The sequence below is a fragment of the Janthinobacterium sp. MP5059B genome (assembly GCF_001758645.1).
GTDB lineage: Bacteria > Pseudomonadota > Gammaproteobacteria > Burkholderiales > Burkholderiaceae_D > Janthinobacterium > Janthinobacterium lividum.
In genome coordinates this window covers 199,531-214,732 of the sequence record NZ_LRHX01000016.1, presented here as the reverse complement: position 1 = coordinate 214,732, position 15,202 = coordinate 199,531, and the positions used below count along the sequence as shown (strand labels likewise).

Annotated in this window: 11 protein-coding genes; 7 read left to right on the top strand and 4 right to left on the bottom strand. The window is 61.9% G+C overall.

Going from position 1 to position 15,202, the window contains the following annotated elements; translation table 11 throughout:
• Positions 1–73 precede the first annotated feature (73 nt).
• Together rdgB and hemW are read left to right on the top strand one after the other, a co-directional pair.
• Positions 74–658: an RdgB/HAM1 family non-canonical purine NTP pyrophosphatase gene (gene rdgB, locus JAB1_RS18000; protein ID WP_070281283.1), complete on the top strand. Its 585-nt coding sequence runs from the start codon at positions 74–76 to the stop codon at positions 656–658.
• Positions 655–1,929 (top strand): radical SAM family heme chaperone HemW, encoded by a 1,275-nt coding sequence (hemW, locus tag JAB1_RS17995; protein WP_070281282.1) that lies wholly within the window; start codon positions 655–657, stop codon positions 1,927–1,929. The genes rdgB and hemW overlap by 4 nt, the downstream gene beginning before the upstream one ends.
• A 14-nt stretch (positions 1,930–1,943) precedes the next feature.
• Here the strand turns inward: hemW and JAB1_RS17990 are convergent, their stop codons facing one another.
• The 3 genes from JAB1_RS17990 to JAB1_RS17980 form a co-directional block, all read right to left on the bottom strand.
• Positions 1,944–3,131: a tetratricopeptide repeat protein gene (locus JAB1_RS17990; RefSeq protein ID WP_070281843.1), complete on the bottom strand. Its 1,188-nt coding sequence runs from the start codon at positions 3,129–3,131 to the stop codon at positions 1,944–1,946.
• A 130-nt stretch (positions 3,132–3,261) separates the two neighbouring features.
• On the bottom strand, positions 3,262–4,977 hold the full coding sequence (locus JAB1_RS17985; RefSeq protein ID WP_070281281.1) for a methyl-accepting chemotaxis protein: 1,716 nt from the start codon (positions 4,975–4,977) through the stop codon (positions 3,262–3,264).
• Positions 4,978–5,099: 122 nt separating this feature from the next.
• Positions 5,100–6,173 carry a patatin-like phospholipase family protein gene (locus JAB1_RS17980; protein WP_034787055.1) on the bottom strand — a complete coding sequence of 358 codons (1,074 nt, stop codon included), beginning with the start codon at positions 6,171–6,173 and terminating at the stop codon, positions 5,100–5,102.
• Between the two features lie 203 nt (positions 6,174–6,376).
• Between JAB1_RS17980 and JAB1_RS17975 the strand changes: the two genes are divergently transcribed.
• Positions 6,377–7,234: a hypothetical protein gene (locus tag JAB1_RS17975; protein ID WP_139144600.1), complete on the top strand. Its 858-nt coding sequence runs from the start codon at positions 6,377–6,379 to the stop codon at positions 7,232–7,234.
• 228 nt (positions 7,235–7,462) lie between these two features.
• Here the strand turns inward: JAB1_RS17975 and tal are convergent, their stop codons facing one another.
• Positions 7,463–8,398 carry a transaldolase gene (gene tal, locus JAB1_RS17970; RefSeq protein ID WP_034787048.1) on the bottom strand — a complete coding sequence of 312 codons (936 nt, stop codon included), beginning with the start codon at positions 8,396–8,398 and terminating at the stop codon, positions 7,463–7,465.
• A 207-nt stretch (positions 8,399–8,605) separates the two neighbouring features.
• On the opposite strand from tal, the gene JAB1_RS17965 reads away from it, so the two are divergent.
• Genes JAB1_RS17965 through JAB1_RS17950 form a run of 4 tightly spaced genes read left to right on the top strand, consistent with a single transcriptional unit; the run spans position 8,606 to position 15,068 of the window.
• Positions 8,606–11,404, top strand: coding sequence for a type VI secretion system Vgr family protein (locus tag JAB1_RS17965; protein ID WP_070281279.1), 2,799 nt, complete (start codon positions 8,606–8,608; stop codon positions 11,402–11,404).
• 33 nt (positions 11,405–11,437) lie between these two features.
• On the top strand, positions 11,438–12,349 hold the full coding sequence (locus JAB1_RS28875; RefSeq protein ID WP_139144599.1) for a DUF4123 domain-containing protein: 912 nt from the start codon (positions 11,438–11,440) through the stop codon (positions 12,347–12,349).
• Positions 12,346–12,969 carry a DUF3304 domain-containing protein gene (locus JAB1_RS17955; protein ID WP_071653373.1) on the top strand — a complete coding sequence of 208 codons (624 nt, stop codon included), beginning with the start codon at positions 12,346–12,348 and terminating at the stop codon, positions 12,967–12,969. The genes JAB1_RS28875 and JAB1_RS17955 overlap by 4 nt, the downstream gene beginning before the upstream one ends.
• On the top strand, positions 12,966–15,068 hold the full coding sequence (locus JAB1_RS17950) for a DUF2235 domain-containing protein (RefSeq protein WP_083299807.1): 2,103 nt from the start codon (positions 12,966–12,968) through the stop codon (positions 15,066–15,068). The genes JAB1_RS17955 and JAB1_RS17950 overlap by 4 nt, the downstream gene beginning before the upstream one ends.
• Positions 15,069–15,202 lie beyond the last annotated feature (134 nt).

Sequence of the window (15,202 nt, the reverse complement as noted above, 5' to 3'; positions counted from 1 at the left end):
TGCGGCAGCGGCAGGCCAGGGTGAGGGGAGCGCAAAAGGTTTACAATGTCGGCACTTCAACCGGACTACTGACATGACCCAACGCCTCATCCTCGCCTCCAACAACGCCGGCAAGCTCAAGGAATTCAACGAGCTGCTCTCGACCATCGGTTTTTCCGTCCACGCCCAGGGCGAGTACGCCGTGCCGGAAAGCGACGAACCATTCCACACCTTCGTTGAAAACGCCCTGCAAAAGGCGCGCCATGCGTCGCGCCTGACGGGCTTGCCGGCGCTGGCCGACGATTCGGGCGTATGCGTCAATGCGCTCGGTGGCGCGCCGGGCGTGTATTCGGCCCGCTATGCGGGCGAGCCGAAATCGGATGCGGCCAACAGCGCCAAGCTGATCGCCGACCTGGAAGCGCATGCCGACAAGTCCGCGTACTACTACTGCGTGCTGGTGTACGTGCGCCATGCGGACGACCCGCAGCCGGTGATCGCCGACGGCCGCTGGAATGGCGAGATGATTGCTACGCCGCGCGGCAACGGCGGCTTCGGCTACGATCCGCATTTCTTCCTCCCCGCGCTGGGCAAGTGCGCGGCCGAATTGACGTCCGATGAAAAGAACGCGCTGTCGCACCGTGGCCAGGCCCTGCGCGCGCTGGTGGAAAAACTGCGATGATCCCGATCAAACTGGTGGGCGCCGTTGCCAAATCCGCAGCGAAACCCGGAGCCTCGCCCGCGCCGCAGGAAGGCATTTCCGGCGCGGCCGGGGCGGCCCTGAAATACCTGCAGCCGGGCGCGCTGAACCTGACGGCACTGCCGCCGCTGTCGCTGTACATCCATTTCCCGTGGTGCGTGAAAAAATGCCCGTACTGCGATTTCAATTCGCACGAGGTGCGCGGCGACTTGCCGGAAGGGGAATACCTGGCGGCCCTGCGGTTGGACCTGGAAATGGCGCTGCCGCTGATCTGGGGCCGCAAGATCCACACCATCTTCATCGGCGGCGGCACGCCCAGCCTGATGTCGGCGGCGGGCCTGGACCGGCTGATGTCGGACGTGCGCACCTTGCTGCCATTGGAACCCGACTGCGAAATCACCATGGAAGCCAATCCGGGTACCTTTGAGGCGGAAAAATTCAAGTCCTACCGGGCCAGCGGCATCAACCGCCTGTCGATCGGCATCCAGAGCTTCAATGGCCGCCACCTGCAGGCGCTGGGGCGTATCCACGACGACAACGAGGCGCGCCGCGCGGTGGACATCGCGCACGCCAATTTCGACAATTTCAACCTCGACCTGATGTACGCGCTGCCCACGCAAACCCTGGCCGAGGCGCAGCAGGACCTGGAAACGGCGCTGTCGTTCGCGCCGCCGCACTTGTCGCTGTACCACCTGACGCTCGAACCCAATACGCTGTTCGCCAAGTATCCGCCCGTGCTGCCGGACGACGACGAGAGCGCCGATATCGCCGACATGGTGGCCGCGCGCGCCGCGCAGGCCGGTTACGGCCGCTACGAAGTGTCGGCCTATGCGCAGCCGGGCCGCCAGGCCAAGCACAACCGCAATTACTGGGAATTCGGCGACTACCTGGGCATCGGCGCGGGCGCCCACTCGAAGATTTCGTTCCCGCACCGCGTGCTGCGCCAGGCCCGCTACAAGCAGCCGCGCGCCTACATGGACGCGGTACTGGCCGGTAAGCCGGTGCAGGAAGAGCGCGAGCTGGCGCGCGAGGAAATGGGTTTCGAGTTCATGTTGAATACCCTGCGCCTGACGCAGGGCTTTACACCGAACCTGTTCGCCGAGCGCACGGGCCTGGCCATCAACGCCATCGAGCAGCCGCTGAACGCGGCCGAAACGAAAGGCTTGCTGTACCGCGACCACCAGGTCATCCGCCCGACGGAGCGGGGGTTGTGCTTCCTGAACGACCTGCAGCAGATGTTCCTGGAAGACTGACGCGGTCTGATGCGCTAGTGCGCGGTGGCGGCGCGCAGGCGCTGCAGCTTGGCCGCGTACAGCCCGTGCTCGCTGCGCGTGGTGCTGTTGTCCATCGCCAGTTCCAGCTGCCGGCCCGCCTGCGAGAGTTGTCCCATGCGCGCATACGCCTGCGCCAGCCAGAAGTGGAATTCATGGTAGTAGGGATCGCGCGCGATCTCGCGCTTGAACAGGCGCGCCGCTTCCTGGTAGTCGGCCATTTCCATGGCGCGCTGGCCCAGGTTGAAGAAGTGGAACGGAGGTTCCGGCTGCAAGGCCAGCAATTTGCGCCGTAGCAGCTGCGCTTCGTTCGCGCGTCCCAGGCCGTCGAGTGCCTGCGCCAGGTTCGACAGCAGCACGGTATTCGATGGCGAGCGTTCCAGTGCGTAAGCGAGCGTGCGCCGCGCCGGCTCGATGTCGCCGTGGCGCAGCTGGATGATGCCCAGCGTATTGAAGGCGCCCGCAAACGTGGGATCTTGCAGGATGGCGGCGCGCGCATACCAGTAGGCTTGATCGAGCTCGCCGCTGGCCATGGTTTCGGCGGCGCGATTGTTGAGGTACATGGCCAGGATGGTCGCCTCGCTGATTTGCAGCGTGCGCTGGCCTGCAAGGTCTTCGCCAGGCAGGAAGTCGATGAGCATGATGGCGTCGGCCTCGTAGCCGACGGTATTGCCGGCGGCACGGCGTTCCAGCGCGAGGTTGACGTGGCCGGCGACGAAATACATGCCGCCGCTGCGGCTCCAGCTCTCTTCTCCCAGAACCAGCTGGTAGTGCACATTGAGTCCCATTTCCTTGGCCAGCGCGGCCGTCATCAGCACCAGTGACAGGCAATTGCCGCTGCGCGCATCGAACGCCTGTGCCGCCGTGCGCGTCATGGCGGCATCATATTCAAGCTGCAGCCCGGCCCTGTTGCGCAGGGCATCGGCCAGCGCGCGGCGGGGATTCTTGCTGCGCCCCTCGCGCGCGATATCGACGCGCACGTACTGCCGCATGGCGTCGCTCATGGCAAACGCCTGCCGCGGGTCGACCGGCACGGCCGGCGCGGCAAAGCTGGCATCGTTGAAAAGGTCGGGCGGAGGCGGGGTGGCGGGTGCCGTGGCGCAGCCGGCAAGGGCTGCACACAGCAGCAAGGGGGACAGGAGGCCCAGGCGCAGTTGTGCGCTGACGCGGCGGATACATTTCATGTTCGTGCTCCCGCAGAACGATGTCAGGCGCAACACGTATTGCTGCCGGTGGTGCACCCTGCCACCTGAAACAAGTATCCTCGCGCGCCACGGCGCTGTCAAACCCTTTTGACTGGCCCTGTTGCCAGTCTTAAAACTCTTCCCAATCCTGCTCGCCAGCCACCTGCGCCTGGGGCTTGCGCGCAGCAGGCGCGCTCCTGGCCGCGATGGCTGGCTGCTTGGCGGCACTCCTGGCCGCCGGCTTGGCCTGCTGGGTGGGTGCCGGCCGCGCGCTGCGTACCGGCGCCTTTGTCGCCATGTGTTCGAGCTGGAAGCCGGCCGCCACCTGCGCCAGGCGCGCGGCCTGGTCCTGCATGCTTTCGGCCGCTGCCGCCGCTTCCTCCACCAGGGCCGCATTTTGCTGCGTCACCTGGTCCATCTGCGCGATGGCCTGGTTGACCTGGTCGATGCCCATGCTCTGCTCGGCGCTGGCGGCGGTGATCTCGGCCATGATGTCGGTGACGCGGCGTACGCTGTCGACCACTTCGTTCATGGTGCTGCCGGCCTGATGTACCAGCCGCGTGCCATTGTTGACCTGTTCCACCGAGTCGCCGATCAGGGTCTTGATTTCGCGCGCCGCCGCGGCCGAGCGTTGCGCCAGGCTGCGCACTTCCGTGGCGACGACGGCAAAGCCGCGCCCCTGCTCGCCGGCGCGCGCCGCTTCGACGGCCGCGTTCAAGGCCAGGATATTCGTCTGGAAGGCGATGCCGTCGATGACGCCGATGATGTCGACGATTTTCGTCGATGCCGTATCGATGGCACCCATCGTGTCGACCACCTGGCTGACGATGCTGCCGCCCCGTTCGGCCACGCCGGAAGCGGCCACCGCCATCTGGTTGGCCTGGCGCGCATTGTCCGCATTCTGCTTGACGGTGCTGGTCAATTCCTCCATCGACGACGCCGTTTCTTCCAGCGAACTGGCTTGCTGTTCCGTGCGCGCCGACAGATCCTGGTTGCCGGCGGCGATTTCGCCGGAGGCCGTGGCAATCGCATTGGTGCCCGTCTGCACTTCCGACACCACCTTGCGCAGCGCTTCGTTCATGCCGTGCAGCGCGCGCATCAGGTCGCCGATTTCATCGCTGGCGGGCGTGCCGAAATGCGTGCGCAAGTCGCCGTCGGCCACCGTTTCAGCCACCTTCACGGCGGCCTTCAATGGCTGAGTGATCGAGCGCGTGATCAGCCAGGCACAGACGCTGCCCAGCGCCACCACCAGCGCGCACAAGGTCAGCAGCAGGGTGAAGCTGCGCCCGTTGGCTTCCTCGATCGCTTGCGCCGTGGCGTCGATGGCCTGGCGCTGCTGCGACAGCAGGGCCTTGACGTTGTTCTGGTATTTGGCGGCGGCCGGCGCGAAGCTGTCGCGGTAGGCGCTTTCCGCCTGCGCCGCGTTGCCGGCCTTGCGCGCATTCATTACCAGGGTCTTGGCATCCTGGTACTTGACGCGTTCGGCGATGGACGACTTGAAGATGGCTTTTTCTTCATTGCTGTCGAGCAGCGCCTCGATCTTCTTCAGCAGTTCGCTGCCCTGTTTCGTGCTGTCGGCGATGGTGTCGGCAAACACGCTCGACAAGGTTTCATCCGTGCTTTTGGCGATCATCGAGGTACGCGCGATGGCCGAGTAGATCAGCACGTACCAGTCCGATACCAGGCGTTCCTTGGCCAGCGGTTTTTCCATCATTTGCCGCGTTGCTTCGGCATTCACATGGGCGCTGTACAGCGCGTACGAGGTGGAGATCACGGACAGCAGCAGCACCAGCGCGAAGCCTGCAGCCAGGCGCGTGCCGATACGAAGGTGGGAGAGGGCGTGCATGGTCGAAACTCCTGTCGCAGAGGGATTGAAGGTTGCCTGTGCGACATAGTATGCACTGATAAGTGACCAATAGGCGAGGGAAAAGCGCGCTTGTCTTTGCGCGTGTTGCAGTCTCGCCCTTGCTACAGGTCGAGCGCCTGGCGCAGGTCCGGCTGCTCGGCCCAGCGGGCGAAGGCCGCCGCCATGCGCTCGCTTTCCGCGATGGCGCGGCGCCAGTCGCGCATGCGCGCCGCGTGGTCCTGCCCGTAATGGGGGAAGTCGCGCCGGTCCGGCAGTTTGCCATTCGGCAAGCTGGCCACGAAGGCGGGCGAGGGCGAGACGAGGATCATGTTGTCGAGTGCGCTATCGCCGCTGCGCGCGCGGCGCCAGGGCATGGCCTTGTCCAGCCAGCCCGGCACGATATGGTCGGCAAAATGCGGGTACAGCACCAGGTCCGGTTCGCGCTGGTAAGGCAGGTGCAGATGGTAGTCGACCAGGCCGCCGTCCCAATAGCGCCCGGGCGGCGCGCCGGCGATGTCCGTCACGGCGTCGAGCACCAGCGGGATGGAGCCGGAGGCCAGCAGCGCGTCGCGCAGGTTCTCTTGCGCCAGGGGCACGAAATGCGAATGAAAGGCGTCGAAGCGCGAGCGCAGCCAGCTGGCGCCGTCCGGCCCCGCATGGAACACCGCGCGTTCCAGCGAGGCGGCCAAGTGCGCCCGTGCCACGGCATTGCCGGCGGCGGCCAGCAGGAAGCCGCGCCGGTCGCGCCATTTGCCCGGCTGCGCCAGCGCGCCGATGCCGCGCACGGCCAGCACCGACAGGCTATGGCGCTCGTGCCGCAGCAGCTGCGCATCCTGGCCATCGAGGACCGCATCGAGCAGGGCGCGGCAGGTGCGGCTGACGTGCGCCGCATCGGGCTTGTCGGGATAGCGCTGGCCCACGTATTCGCGCACCAGGCGGCGCTGCGCGGCCACCGGGTCCGGGAACACGGCGGCGGCCATGCGCCAGGCGCCGATCGAGGCGCCGATGAAATGGCGCGGGCGCGGCGCCTGGGCCAGGAAGTCGCCGAACAGCCAGCAATCGAGCTGGTGCAGGATCAAGCCTTTTGGCCCGCCTGCGGCAGCAGGGACGATGGCGACGTCAAGCGCGCGCAAGCCGTTGTCGGCGATGCGCGCCCGGGCGCGGCGGCCCAGGCGGATGGTGATCGGTGATTGCATGAGTAGTCGTTGACGGCCTGTGGCCAGCTATTTTACCGCCAGCGTGGCGTCACGAAACAGTCGCGCTCGTTATAGTCACATTGTTAGTATTAGTAAATTTCTTTAAGGCAACCATTCTCTTGAGAAATGTTGCATAATATTGGACGTTGAATTTTTGGCATGTGCCAAGGATTCCTTATGCCCTGCTTTTTTATTGGAATCGTATGCAATTGAATCACGCTTTTGTTTTGACCCTCATCGCTGGCTCTCTCGTTGCCTGCGGCGGTGGCGGCTCGTCCTCCCCAGCTGACCCGGTGGTCGCCGTGAATCCACCCGTGACGCCCGTAGTACCTGTTACCCCGCCAGTGGTGCCTGTCACGCCGACCGCCACCGGCGAAGACACGGGCTCCGTCAGCGCCCGTTTCGTCAATGGCGACAACAGCCGTTTCGTCTTTACGTCGATCGGCTTGCAGAGCAATGGCAAGGCCAGCACGCTGGTGCAGGATGCCTCCGGTGCTTTGAGCACTATCGGCAGCATCGTCCTGACGGGCAATCCGTCCGTGACGCGTGACATCAGCGGCGACGCCGCCTTCGCGCAGGGCCGCTGGTTCAAGGGCGCGTTCAGCAATATTTCCGGCGCCACGACCTTGACCGGCAATAATGCCAGTGCGCATTATGTCGCCTATAACGTGCTCGCCGCACTGCCAGCGACTGGCACGTTGACCTGCGATGCCGGTGCGTTCACTGCGCCAAGCTATACGGGCGGCAGCAGCGTCTCGTCGACCGCTTACTTCGGCACGGCCAGCGGCACCGCCAGCGTATCGTTCGATGCTTCCGGCGCCAAGGTGGCGCTGTCCATCGATGCCAGCGCGGGTGGCAGCACGGGCAAGGTGAGTGCTGCTACCAGCATGGCTTCGGCCGCGTCGAGCAGCATCACCGGCGGCTACCTGTCGAATGGCACGGGCGCGCAGCTGATGCTGGGCGACGGCGGCGCTGGCCGCTATCTGCTGATCGCCGCTTACAAGGCGCAGCTGGCCAATGGCGCCAATTACCAGGGCGTGGCCACCTTCCGCTGTTCCTGATCACGCGGGCATGAAAAAAGCGGCGCCGTGCATTGCACGGGCGCCGCTTTTTTTATGTACGTCGTGCCTAGAGCCTATCCCGGTAGATGAATACATCCCCCGCTGGCGCGCCTCAGAAGCGGGGACTGCGTTGATCGTCGTCGCGTGGCTCGCCACGCGTCCTCCTCACGCCTTGTCCGCGCTCCTGATGTGCTGCCAGCAGAAGACGCTCCCTACCGGGATAGGCTCTTAGCGCAGTGCCGAGATCATCTGTTTCAGCTTGCCGGAATCGACGCAGAAGGCGCGGATGCCTTCAGCCAGTTTTTCCGTCGCCATCGCGTCTTCATTCATCATGAAGCGGAAGGCTTCCTCGTTCAGCGACATTTGCACGATGTTGGTCGATGGCGCCGCTTCGGCGCTCAGCTTGCGCTCCACCGGCGCATCGCTGTCGGCCAGCTTTTGCAGCAGGTCGGGGCTGATGGTGAGCAGGTCGCAGCCGGCCAGTTCGAGGATTTGCGACGTGTTGCGGAAGCTCGCGCCCATCACCTCGGTCTTGTAGCCGAACTTGCGGTAGTAGTTGTAGATGCGGCGGACCGATTGCACGCCCGGATCTTCCGCGCCCATGTAGTCGATACCCGTCGATTTCTTGTACCAGTCGTAGATGCGGCCGACGAACGGAGAAATGAGCTGCGCGCCCGCTTCGGCGCAGGCGATGGCCTGGGCCAGCGAGAACAGCAGGGTCATGTTGCAGCGGATGCCTTCCTTTTCCAGGATGGCGGCGGCGCGGATGCCTTCCCAGGTGGAAGCGATCTTGATCAGCACGCGCTCGCGTGGAATGCCGGCGTTCGAATACAGGGCGATCAGGTCGCGGCCCTTGGCGACAGTACCTTCCGTGTCGAACGACAGGCGCGCATCGACTTCGGTGGAGACGCGGCCGGGGATGGTTTGCAGGATTTCCACGCCAAACGCGATCAGCAGGCGGTCGATGATTTCGGCTGTGGAGGCGTTCGGATGGTCGCGCACGGCCTTTTCCAGCAGCGGCTTGTATTCATCCTTTTGCACGGCCTTCAGGATCAGCGACGGATTCGTCGTCGCATCGCGCGGCGTGTAAGCCTGGATCGATTGGAAGTCGCCGGTGTCGGCCACCACGGTAGTAAATTGCTTCAGTTGTTCGAGTTGGTTCATGGCTGCACGGGAAAGAGTGAATGGGCTTGCCGGAGTATTGTACCGAATCCGTTGCATCAAGCATCGACTATTGTCTTCCCCGTGCGCTACTTGCTCAATTGAATCTTGCTTTTTTGAGAACTCGCGCATAATTGCCTGGACTTGTTTATTTTGCACACTGTTCTGATAAGCAATGTGCGATGCCACACTCCAGATGAAGAGCATCTTTTGACACAAGATATCGTTAGCGCAGTGGCCGCCTTCAACGGCGCGGCCCGCCTGTATGCATTGGCTATCGGTGACGATGGCCAGGACAGCGGCTTGCTGGTCGAAGCCTTTGCCGCCGACGAACGGCTGCAGGAGGTCGGCGCGCGCGACATCATCGCCTTGTCCACCAGCGCCCATGTTGCGCTGGCGTCCCTGCTGGGACAGCCGGCCAGCCTGCATATCAGCCTGGCGGACGGCACGCGCACGCAGTTTTCCGGCTATGTCAGCGAAGCGGCCATGCTGGGCAGCAATGGCGGCCTGGCGCGCTACCGGCTGCGCATCACGCCTTGGTTGTTTCTGCTGACGCAGGTGCGTAACAGCCGCGTCTGGCAAGATCGGAGCGTGAGCGCCATCATCGACGAGGTATTGCAGGCGTATGCGCCATATGCGCTGTGGCGCTGGAGCGACGAGGTCGCATCTTTCATGCAGGACGCGGGCGAACGCAGCTATTGCTGCCAGTACCGCGAATCGGATTTCGATTTTATCCGCCGCCTGCTGACGGAAGAGGGTATCGCCTGGCGCTTCGAGGCGCACACACTGGTCCTGTTTGCCGATAGCAGTCAGCCCTGCGCCACGCCCGAAGACGCCAGCAGCGCGCAGGCGGACGGGCTGCGCTTTCATGGCGCGCGCGTCGGCGAGCCTAGCGACAGCGTACAAGCCTTGAGTGCGCGGCGCAGCCTGCAGGTGGGCCTGAGCAGCGTGCTCAGCTATGACTACAAGGCGAAAAAGGCCGTGGCCGCCAGCGTGCCGGCCAACATCGCGCTTGGCGGCAAGAACGCGCCGGTGCTGGAAAGCTACGACACACCGGGCCAGTACTGGTACGCCAGCGCCGCCCAGGCGCAGCGCTACGCGCAGTTGCAGATGCAAGCCCATGAAGCGCGCGCCCAGTTGTGGCAGGCGCGTTCGACCGTGCGCACCCTGCGCGCCGGCACGCGCTTTAGCCTGACGCAGGGACCATTGACGCCAGCCGATGGTGCCGCGTCCGAATATGTCGTGCTGCGCGTGGCCAGCATCGGCGTCAACAACCTGCCGGCGCCTGCGCTGGAGGGGCTGGCGGAACTGTTCGGCCCGATACCGGAATTGCTGGAAGAAACCGTGGCAGAGTGGGGCGCAGGGTTTCCCGATGTCGCCGCCGCGATCGCCCAGGCGCAAACCAGCGGTTACGCCAACTGCATCGAGATGATCACCGCAAGCACGCCGTGGCGTCCGGTGCATGACAGCAACGATGCGCGCCAGCACGCCACGCCGACCGCCCTGGGCAGCCAGAGCGCCATCGTCGTCGGCGCCGATGGCAATGACGCGGCCAGCGGCGCCGATGAAATTTACTGCGACAGGCTGGGCCGGGTGCGCATCCGTTTCCACTGGCAGCAGGAGACTGGCGCGACCTGCTGGGTGCGCGTGGCGCAGCGCGCGGCCTGCGGCGGCATGGGCAGCCAGTTCCTGCCGCGCATCGGCCAGGAAGTGTTGGTGCAATTCCTGGAAAACGATATCGACCGTCCCGTCATCATCGGCGCGCTGTACAACGGGCAGGGCGAGGGCGGCACCGTAGCGACGCCGGGCGGTATTGCGCGCGATCAAAACGACGCTGGTGTTTTCCAGCCGGCACACGATCACGCCGTAGCGGGCCAGGGCAACCTGGCGGGCGGCAACAGTCCCTTGTGGCATGGTGCCGCAGGCGCCAGCGCGGCGCACCGCAATGGAGCAGCGCAATGGGGCATCCGCAGCAAGGAGTTCGGCAAGGCGGGCGGCATGGCCGGTTACAACCAGCTGCTGTTCGACGACACCGACCAGCAGGGACGCATCCAGCTGAAAAGCAGCCATGCGGCCAGCGAACTGAGCCTGGGGCATCTGATCCACGGTGCCGACAATTACCGTGGCAGCCTGCGCGGCGCCGGCGCCGAGCTGCGCACCGATGCGTATGGCGCGGTGCGCGCCAGGGCTGGCTTGCTGGTGACCAGCTATCTGCTCGGGCACGACGCGTCGCAACGCGATCCGGCCGGTGACAATGCCGGCGGCATCGCGCTATTGAAGCAGGCAGTGATGCTGGGCGACACCTTCAGTGCTGCCGCCAAAACGCACGAAACGGTCGCCTACGCCAGCCATGTGGGCGTCACCGCACCGAATGCCAGCGAACTCGACGAGCAGGCGGCGCCCCTGAAAGCCGTGCAGGCCAGCGTGGCGGGCATGCACGAACAATTGCCGCACACCAAGGACGCCATCATCGCGATTGCCGCCAGGGCTGACCTGGGCCTGATCGCCGGGCAGGACCTGCAACTGGCCAATGGCGAGAGCGTCGTCCTGATGAGCGGGCAGGACACGCAATGGAGCAGCGGCGGCCAGTGGCGCCTGCACACGGGCCAGGTCATCGGCATGTTGGGCGGCGCCGTCAAGGCCGGGGAGGGTGATGCCGGGGTGCAGCTGATCGCCGCCCAAGGCATTATCGACGCACAGGCGCAAGGCGATACCTTGCGGCTCCAGGCGCGCGACGAGGTCAACGTCATCAGCGCCAACGCGCATGTCGACTGGGCGGCGGCAAAAAGCATCCGCCTGTCGACGGCGGGGGGCGCCAACATCACCATCGAGGGTGGGAACATCACCATCCAGTGTCCTGGCAAGATCACCGTGTTTGCAGGCAAGAAGAGTTTTGTCGGGCCGACACGGCTGGCTTATCCATTGCCCAGATTTTCTCGTTCCATATGCAAACGATGCAGGCTTAACGCCGCCGAATCAGGTTCTCCTTTTTCCATGGTGGAAGAGTGAATAGCCAAAACAACGTTAGAGGAGCATGACTAAGTGGGTATCAATATGTTTCCCTCTGACTGGAAGGTGTCATTGCACACGCGATTGCAGGCGTTTCGACGACAGTTTCCCGAGGCGCATATTTATGCGCTGATCGATGGCGTTTTTGACGAGTCGTGTTATCCATTGCTTAAGCGTGCCCGGCACCTGCAATATGAGGCGTTGTTTGCAGGTACGCCATGTGCTGATGAAGAAACGTTGACAGTTTCTCCGCTGCTGGTTGAGTTTTGCGATGCAGGTCGCTTTACTTGGGAACGGCTGCTTGAGAAAACCAATGGTCATCCGGCACTCAGCTTAATCGTCACGCCGGAGCCGCTGAATCAACTGGCAGCCCGCTTGGCACCATGGTGCATCGTTGATGCGGCAGACTATACGGTGGCATTGTCGTTTGCCGATACCCGCATTTTGCCGCAGCTTTTCAAGACCTTGACGGTGCAGCAGCTGGGCCAGTTTTGCGGGCCGGCACACCATTGGCAATATGTCACGCGCAAAGGTGACTGGGGTGATTTGACCTTGCCTGCAGAAGCGCTTCCGGCGGCGGTTGGCATATCGTTAAGCGAGCAGCAATGCGCTCAACTGATGCGCGCGGCGGAAGGCGACGGTATCCTGTTCCAGGTGCGCGCGACCAGCCCTCGCTTGTTAGAGTCCCATGCTGCAGAACAGGCCCATGCCCTGGTCGAATATTGGCTGGGTTGTGCCGATCATGCGCGGCTCGAAACACCGCCAGATCGATTGGACGTATGCATATTTGGCCTCGAAAACCCAGGTCTGCAAGCGCGGCCGCAACTTGCGTCCTGGCTCGCAGAACCTGCTCGGGCACAAACGCCAGATTCATTGTTTGAACGATGGATGGCAGAGCAATCCTCTGTCGATGTGCCGACCTTATCAGTGGAGACAAAGTCATGATTATCTTGTTCAGGCAGTGGCTGTGGCGAGGTGTCTTGCTGGCCGCATGTTTACCCGGTGTCGCCATGGCCGCAAGTATTCAGGCGTTGAATTATTCTTCGCGCGAGGTCAATTATATTGCGGTTGAAAATCCGGGCAATACCAACAGCGGCGGCGGTGGCGATTCGATCCGTCCATATGGGCAGGGCGGATCGATATGCTGTTTCAGCGTGCCGGAAAAGTGGCATGCGGATTTGAAGGTGGTGGTGGTCTATCAGTTGTCCCCGGACCCGACCTTTCATCGCGAGACGGTCAGCATTCCGCCTTATCCGGATGGGAAGGGCGGTGATATCTGGCTGATCGTCTATGAAGATGGCAGCGTGGGAGCTGTGGCGTCGCATTACGGACCGAGCCGGCCGGAGTGGCCGGGGAAAATCAAGGGATATCCGGTGCCGACGAAGGAGTATCGGGACGAGCGTCGTAAGGCAAAAATAGAATTGGAAAAAAAATGGTTAGATACAATGGAAAAAGGATTGGAGCGTAATAGTCATAAGATGACGGCTGCTGAAGTTGATGAATTAAAGGATGTAATTGAGTATAAGAAGAAACTCATCCAGAGCCTTGAGGGAATGCATCCATGACTGCATTTTTGGCCACTATTTATTCTGCTGGGAAAAATGAACCAGCAGATTCAGCTAAGTTTTTTGATGATGAGACAGAACTAAAAATATTAGGTGATTTAGTCAGGAAAAGGGAATGCCCCACCCCGGGATTCCCCCCATCATGCGATGCGAATCTATTTTTCGGTTTCTTCTTCGATGGCACCAATAATAATATGAAACGGGATCTGGCTTTTCATTCGCATAGTAATGTGGCGCGCCTGTATCATGCATTTCCAGGTGATAAAGATACGCATGGCAGCGAGGCGTGGCCGGACTTGGATGCAAAATACCACAAGAGTTACTTTCGTACCTACGTTCCCGGAGTGGGAACACGTTTCGACGAGGTTGGTGATACGGGAGAGGGATTTAGCGCTCTCACCAGCGACCGTGCGCGTGGCCTGGCCTTTGCCTACAAGGGAGAAAATCGCATCATCTGGGCATTGGTGGAAGCACTCAATAATGTGCACAGATATTATACCGATGCTCCTCTGGTGGACGATAAGTCCTTTAAAAAGGACTTCAATACGCTCAGTTTGCCCAGCAAAGTGCAGCCTTCAGAGGCGCTGGTGAACGCTTTCACGCAGGCTCTGCAAAAGTTGCACAGCAATTTGCGGCCATTTGTGCCAACCGATGCGCCGGCGAAAAGCGTCAATAAAGGCAAGGTGCTCAATATCTTCGTGTCGATGTTCGGTTTCTCGCGTGGCGCGGCCGAAGCGCGCTCGTTTGCCAACTGGTTCATCTGGTTATGCAAGCTCGATGCGCAACTGACCGCTAGCAAGGGCGTCAAGGCTCGCCAGTTAAGTATTGGCACTATCGAGGTGACCTTCGACTTTATGGGCCTGTTCGATACCGTCGCTTCGGTTGGCTTGGCGGCTTCAGTGCCCCTCCCGAACAGGATGGTGGATGGACATGGCGGCTGGGCCGACGCCGAAGTGTCGCTCAGAATACCCACATCACCGGGGCCAAGCAAGTGCCTGCATCTGGTGTCGGCGCATGAAGTACGCCGGTCTTTTCCCTTGGACTCCGTTGCTCACCTGGGCAATATTCCCCCTAATTGCACGGAAATTGTTTTTCCTGGCGTTCATTCGGACATCGGGGGCGGCTATTTGCCGCGAGAACAAGGGCGTGGCACAGATCCAAGCGGAGGCGACTTGATGTCGCGCATTACGTTGGCCACGATGTATCGGGCTGCCCGCCTGGCCGGGGTGCCGCTGAAGCTGGAAGAGGCCAGTGAAGAGACGAAGCGGGCCTTTCGCATCGATCCGCGCACAATAGCCACTTTCAATGCGTATATCGGCTTTTGCCATGCGCAGCAAGGCGCCGAGCCATCATTGCGGCTACATAGGGTCATGGAATTCCAGCACATGCTGTACATACAGTGGCGCAAGAAAATGCTAGGCAAGATGGGGGATTTACCGAATGTCAAGAATCTGGCAACAAGCTATAAAAGCGGGAAATTCGATTTTACTGATCTCACTATGGCGGACAAGGAGCTGGAAGAAGAGGTTGCGAGCTTTGAAAAATGGCGCGCCAATCAGCGCACGACCAGCAGTAGAGGGCGGCCCCGTAATCCTGAATGGGAACCTATCGCCGAATTTTGGGACAAGCCAGTACCACCCGCGGAAGTAAACAATTTTTTTGAACAATTCGTGCATGACTCGCGCGCGTGGTTCAAGCCGTTGGGGAAAGACATTCCCGACTTGTGGTACGCGCTGGAATTGCTTGTGGCTCAGGAAGAGCGAGCCCGTGACTGGGAGAACGGACCGAATGCCGACCCTGGTAAACCCAATCCCTATAGCTTGAGCAATAAGGAAAAAGAGCAATTGCTGCGATACAAAGCTGTCAAAGGCACTGAAAATGAAATGGATGCGATCGAGCCGGACAAGGGCGGACGCGAGAACAGACTCCTGGGAGGTGGCTACTTGCGTTTCCGGTCAATTTACATGGGATCGGATACCTTCAAGCCGTCGGGCGCTCAGTATGCGGGCATGCTACCTGTTTTGCACAAGGAACAGCGCGGTATCGCGGTGGCCCATCACAGATCTGCCGATGCGATGGAGCAAGCGAAGACGGTGTAAGTCAAGCTAAGTCATTGAGCTACCCGTGCGGCCCGGCGGAGTTTGGCAAATTTCCCCTAAGTGACACCGCCTTCGCCGGGGGCAGTTTTGCAGACAAGAAATTGAAAATCCCTTCTATTGCATTCCCCGCAAGC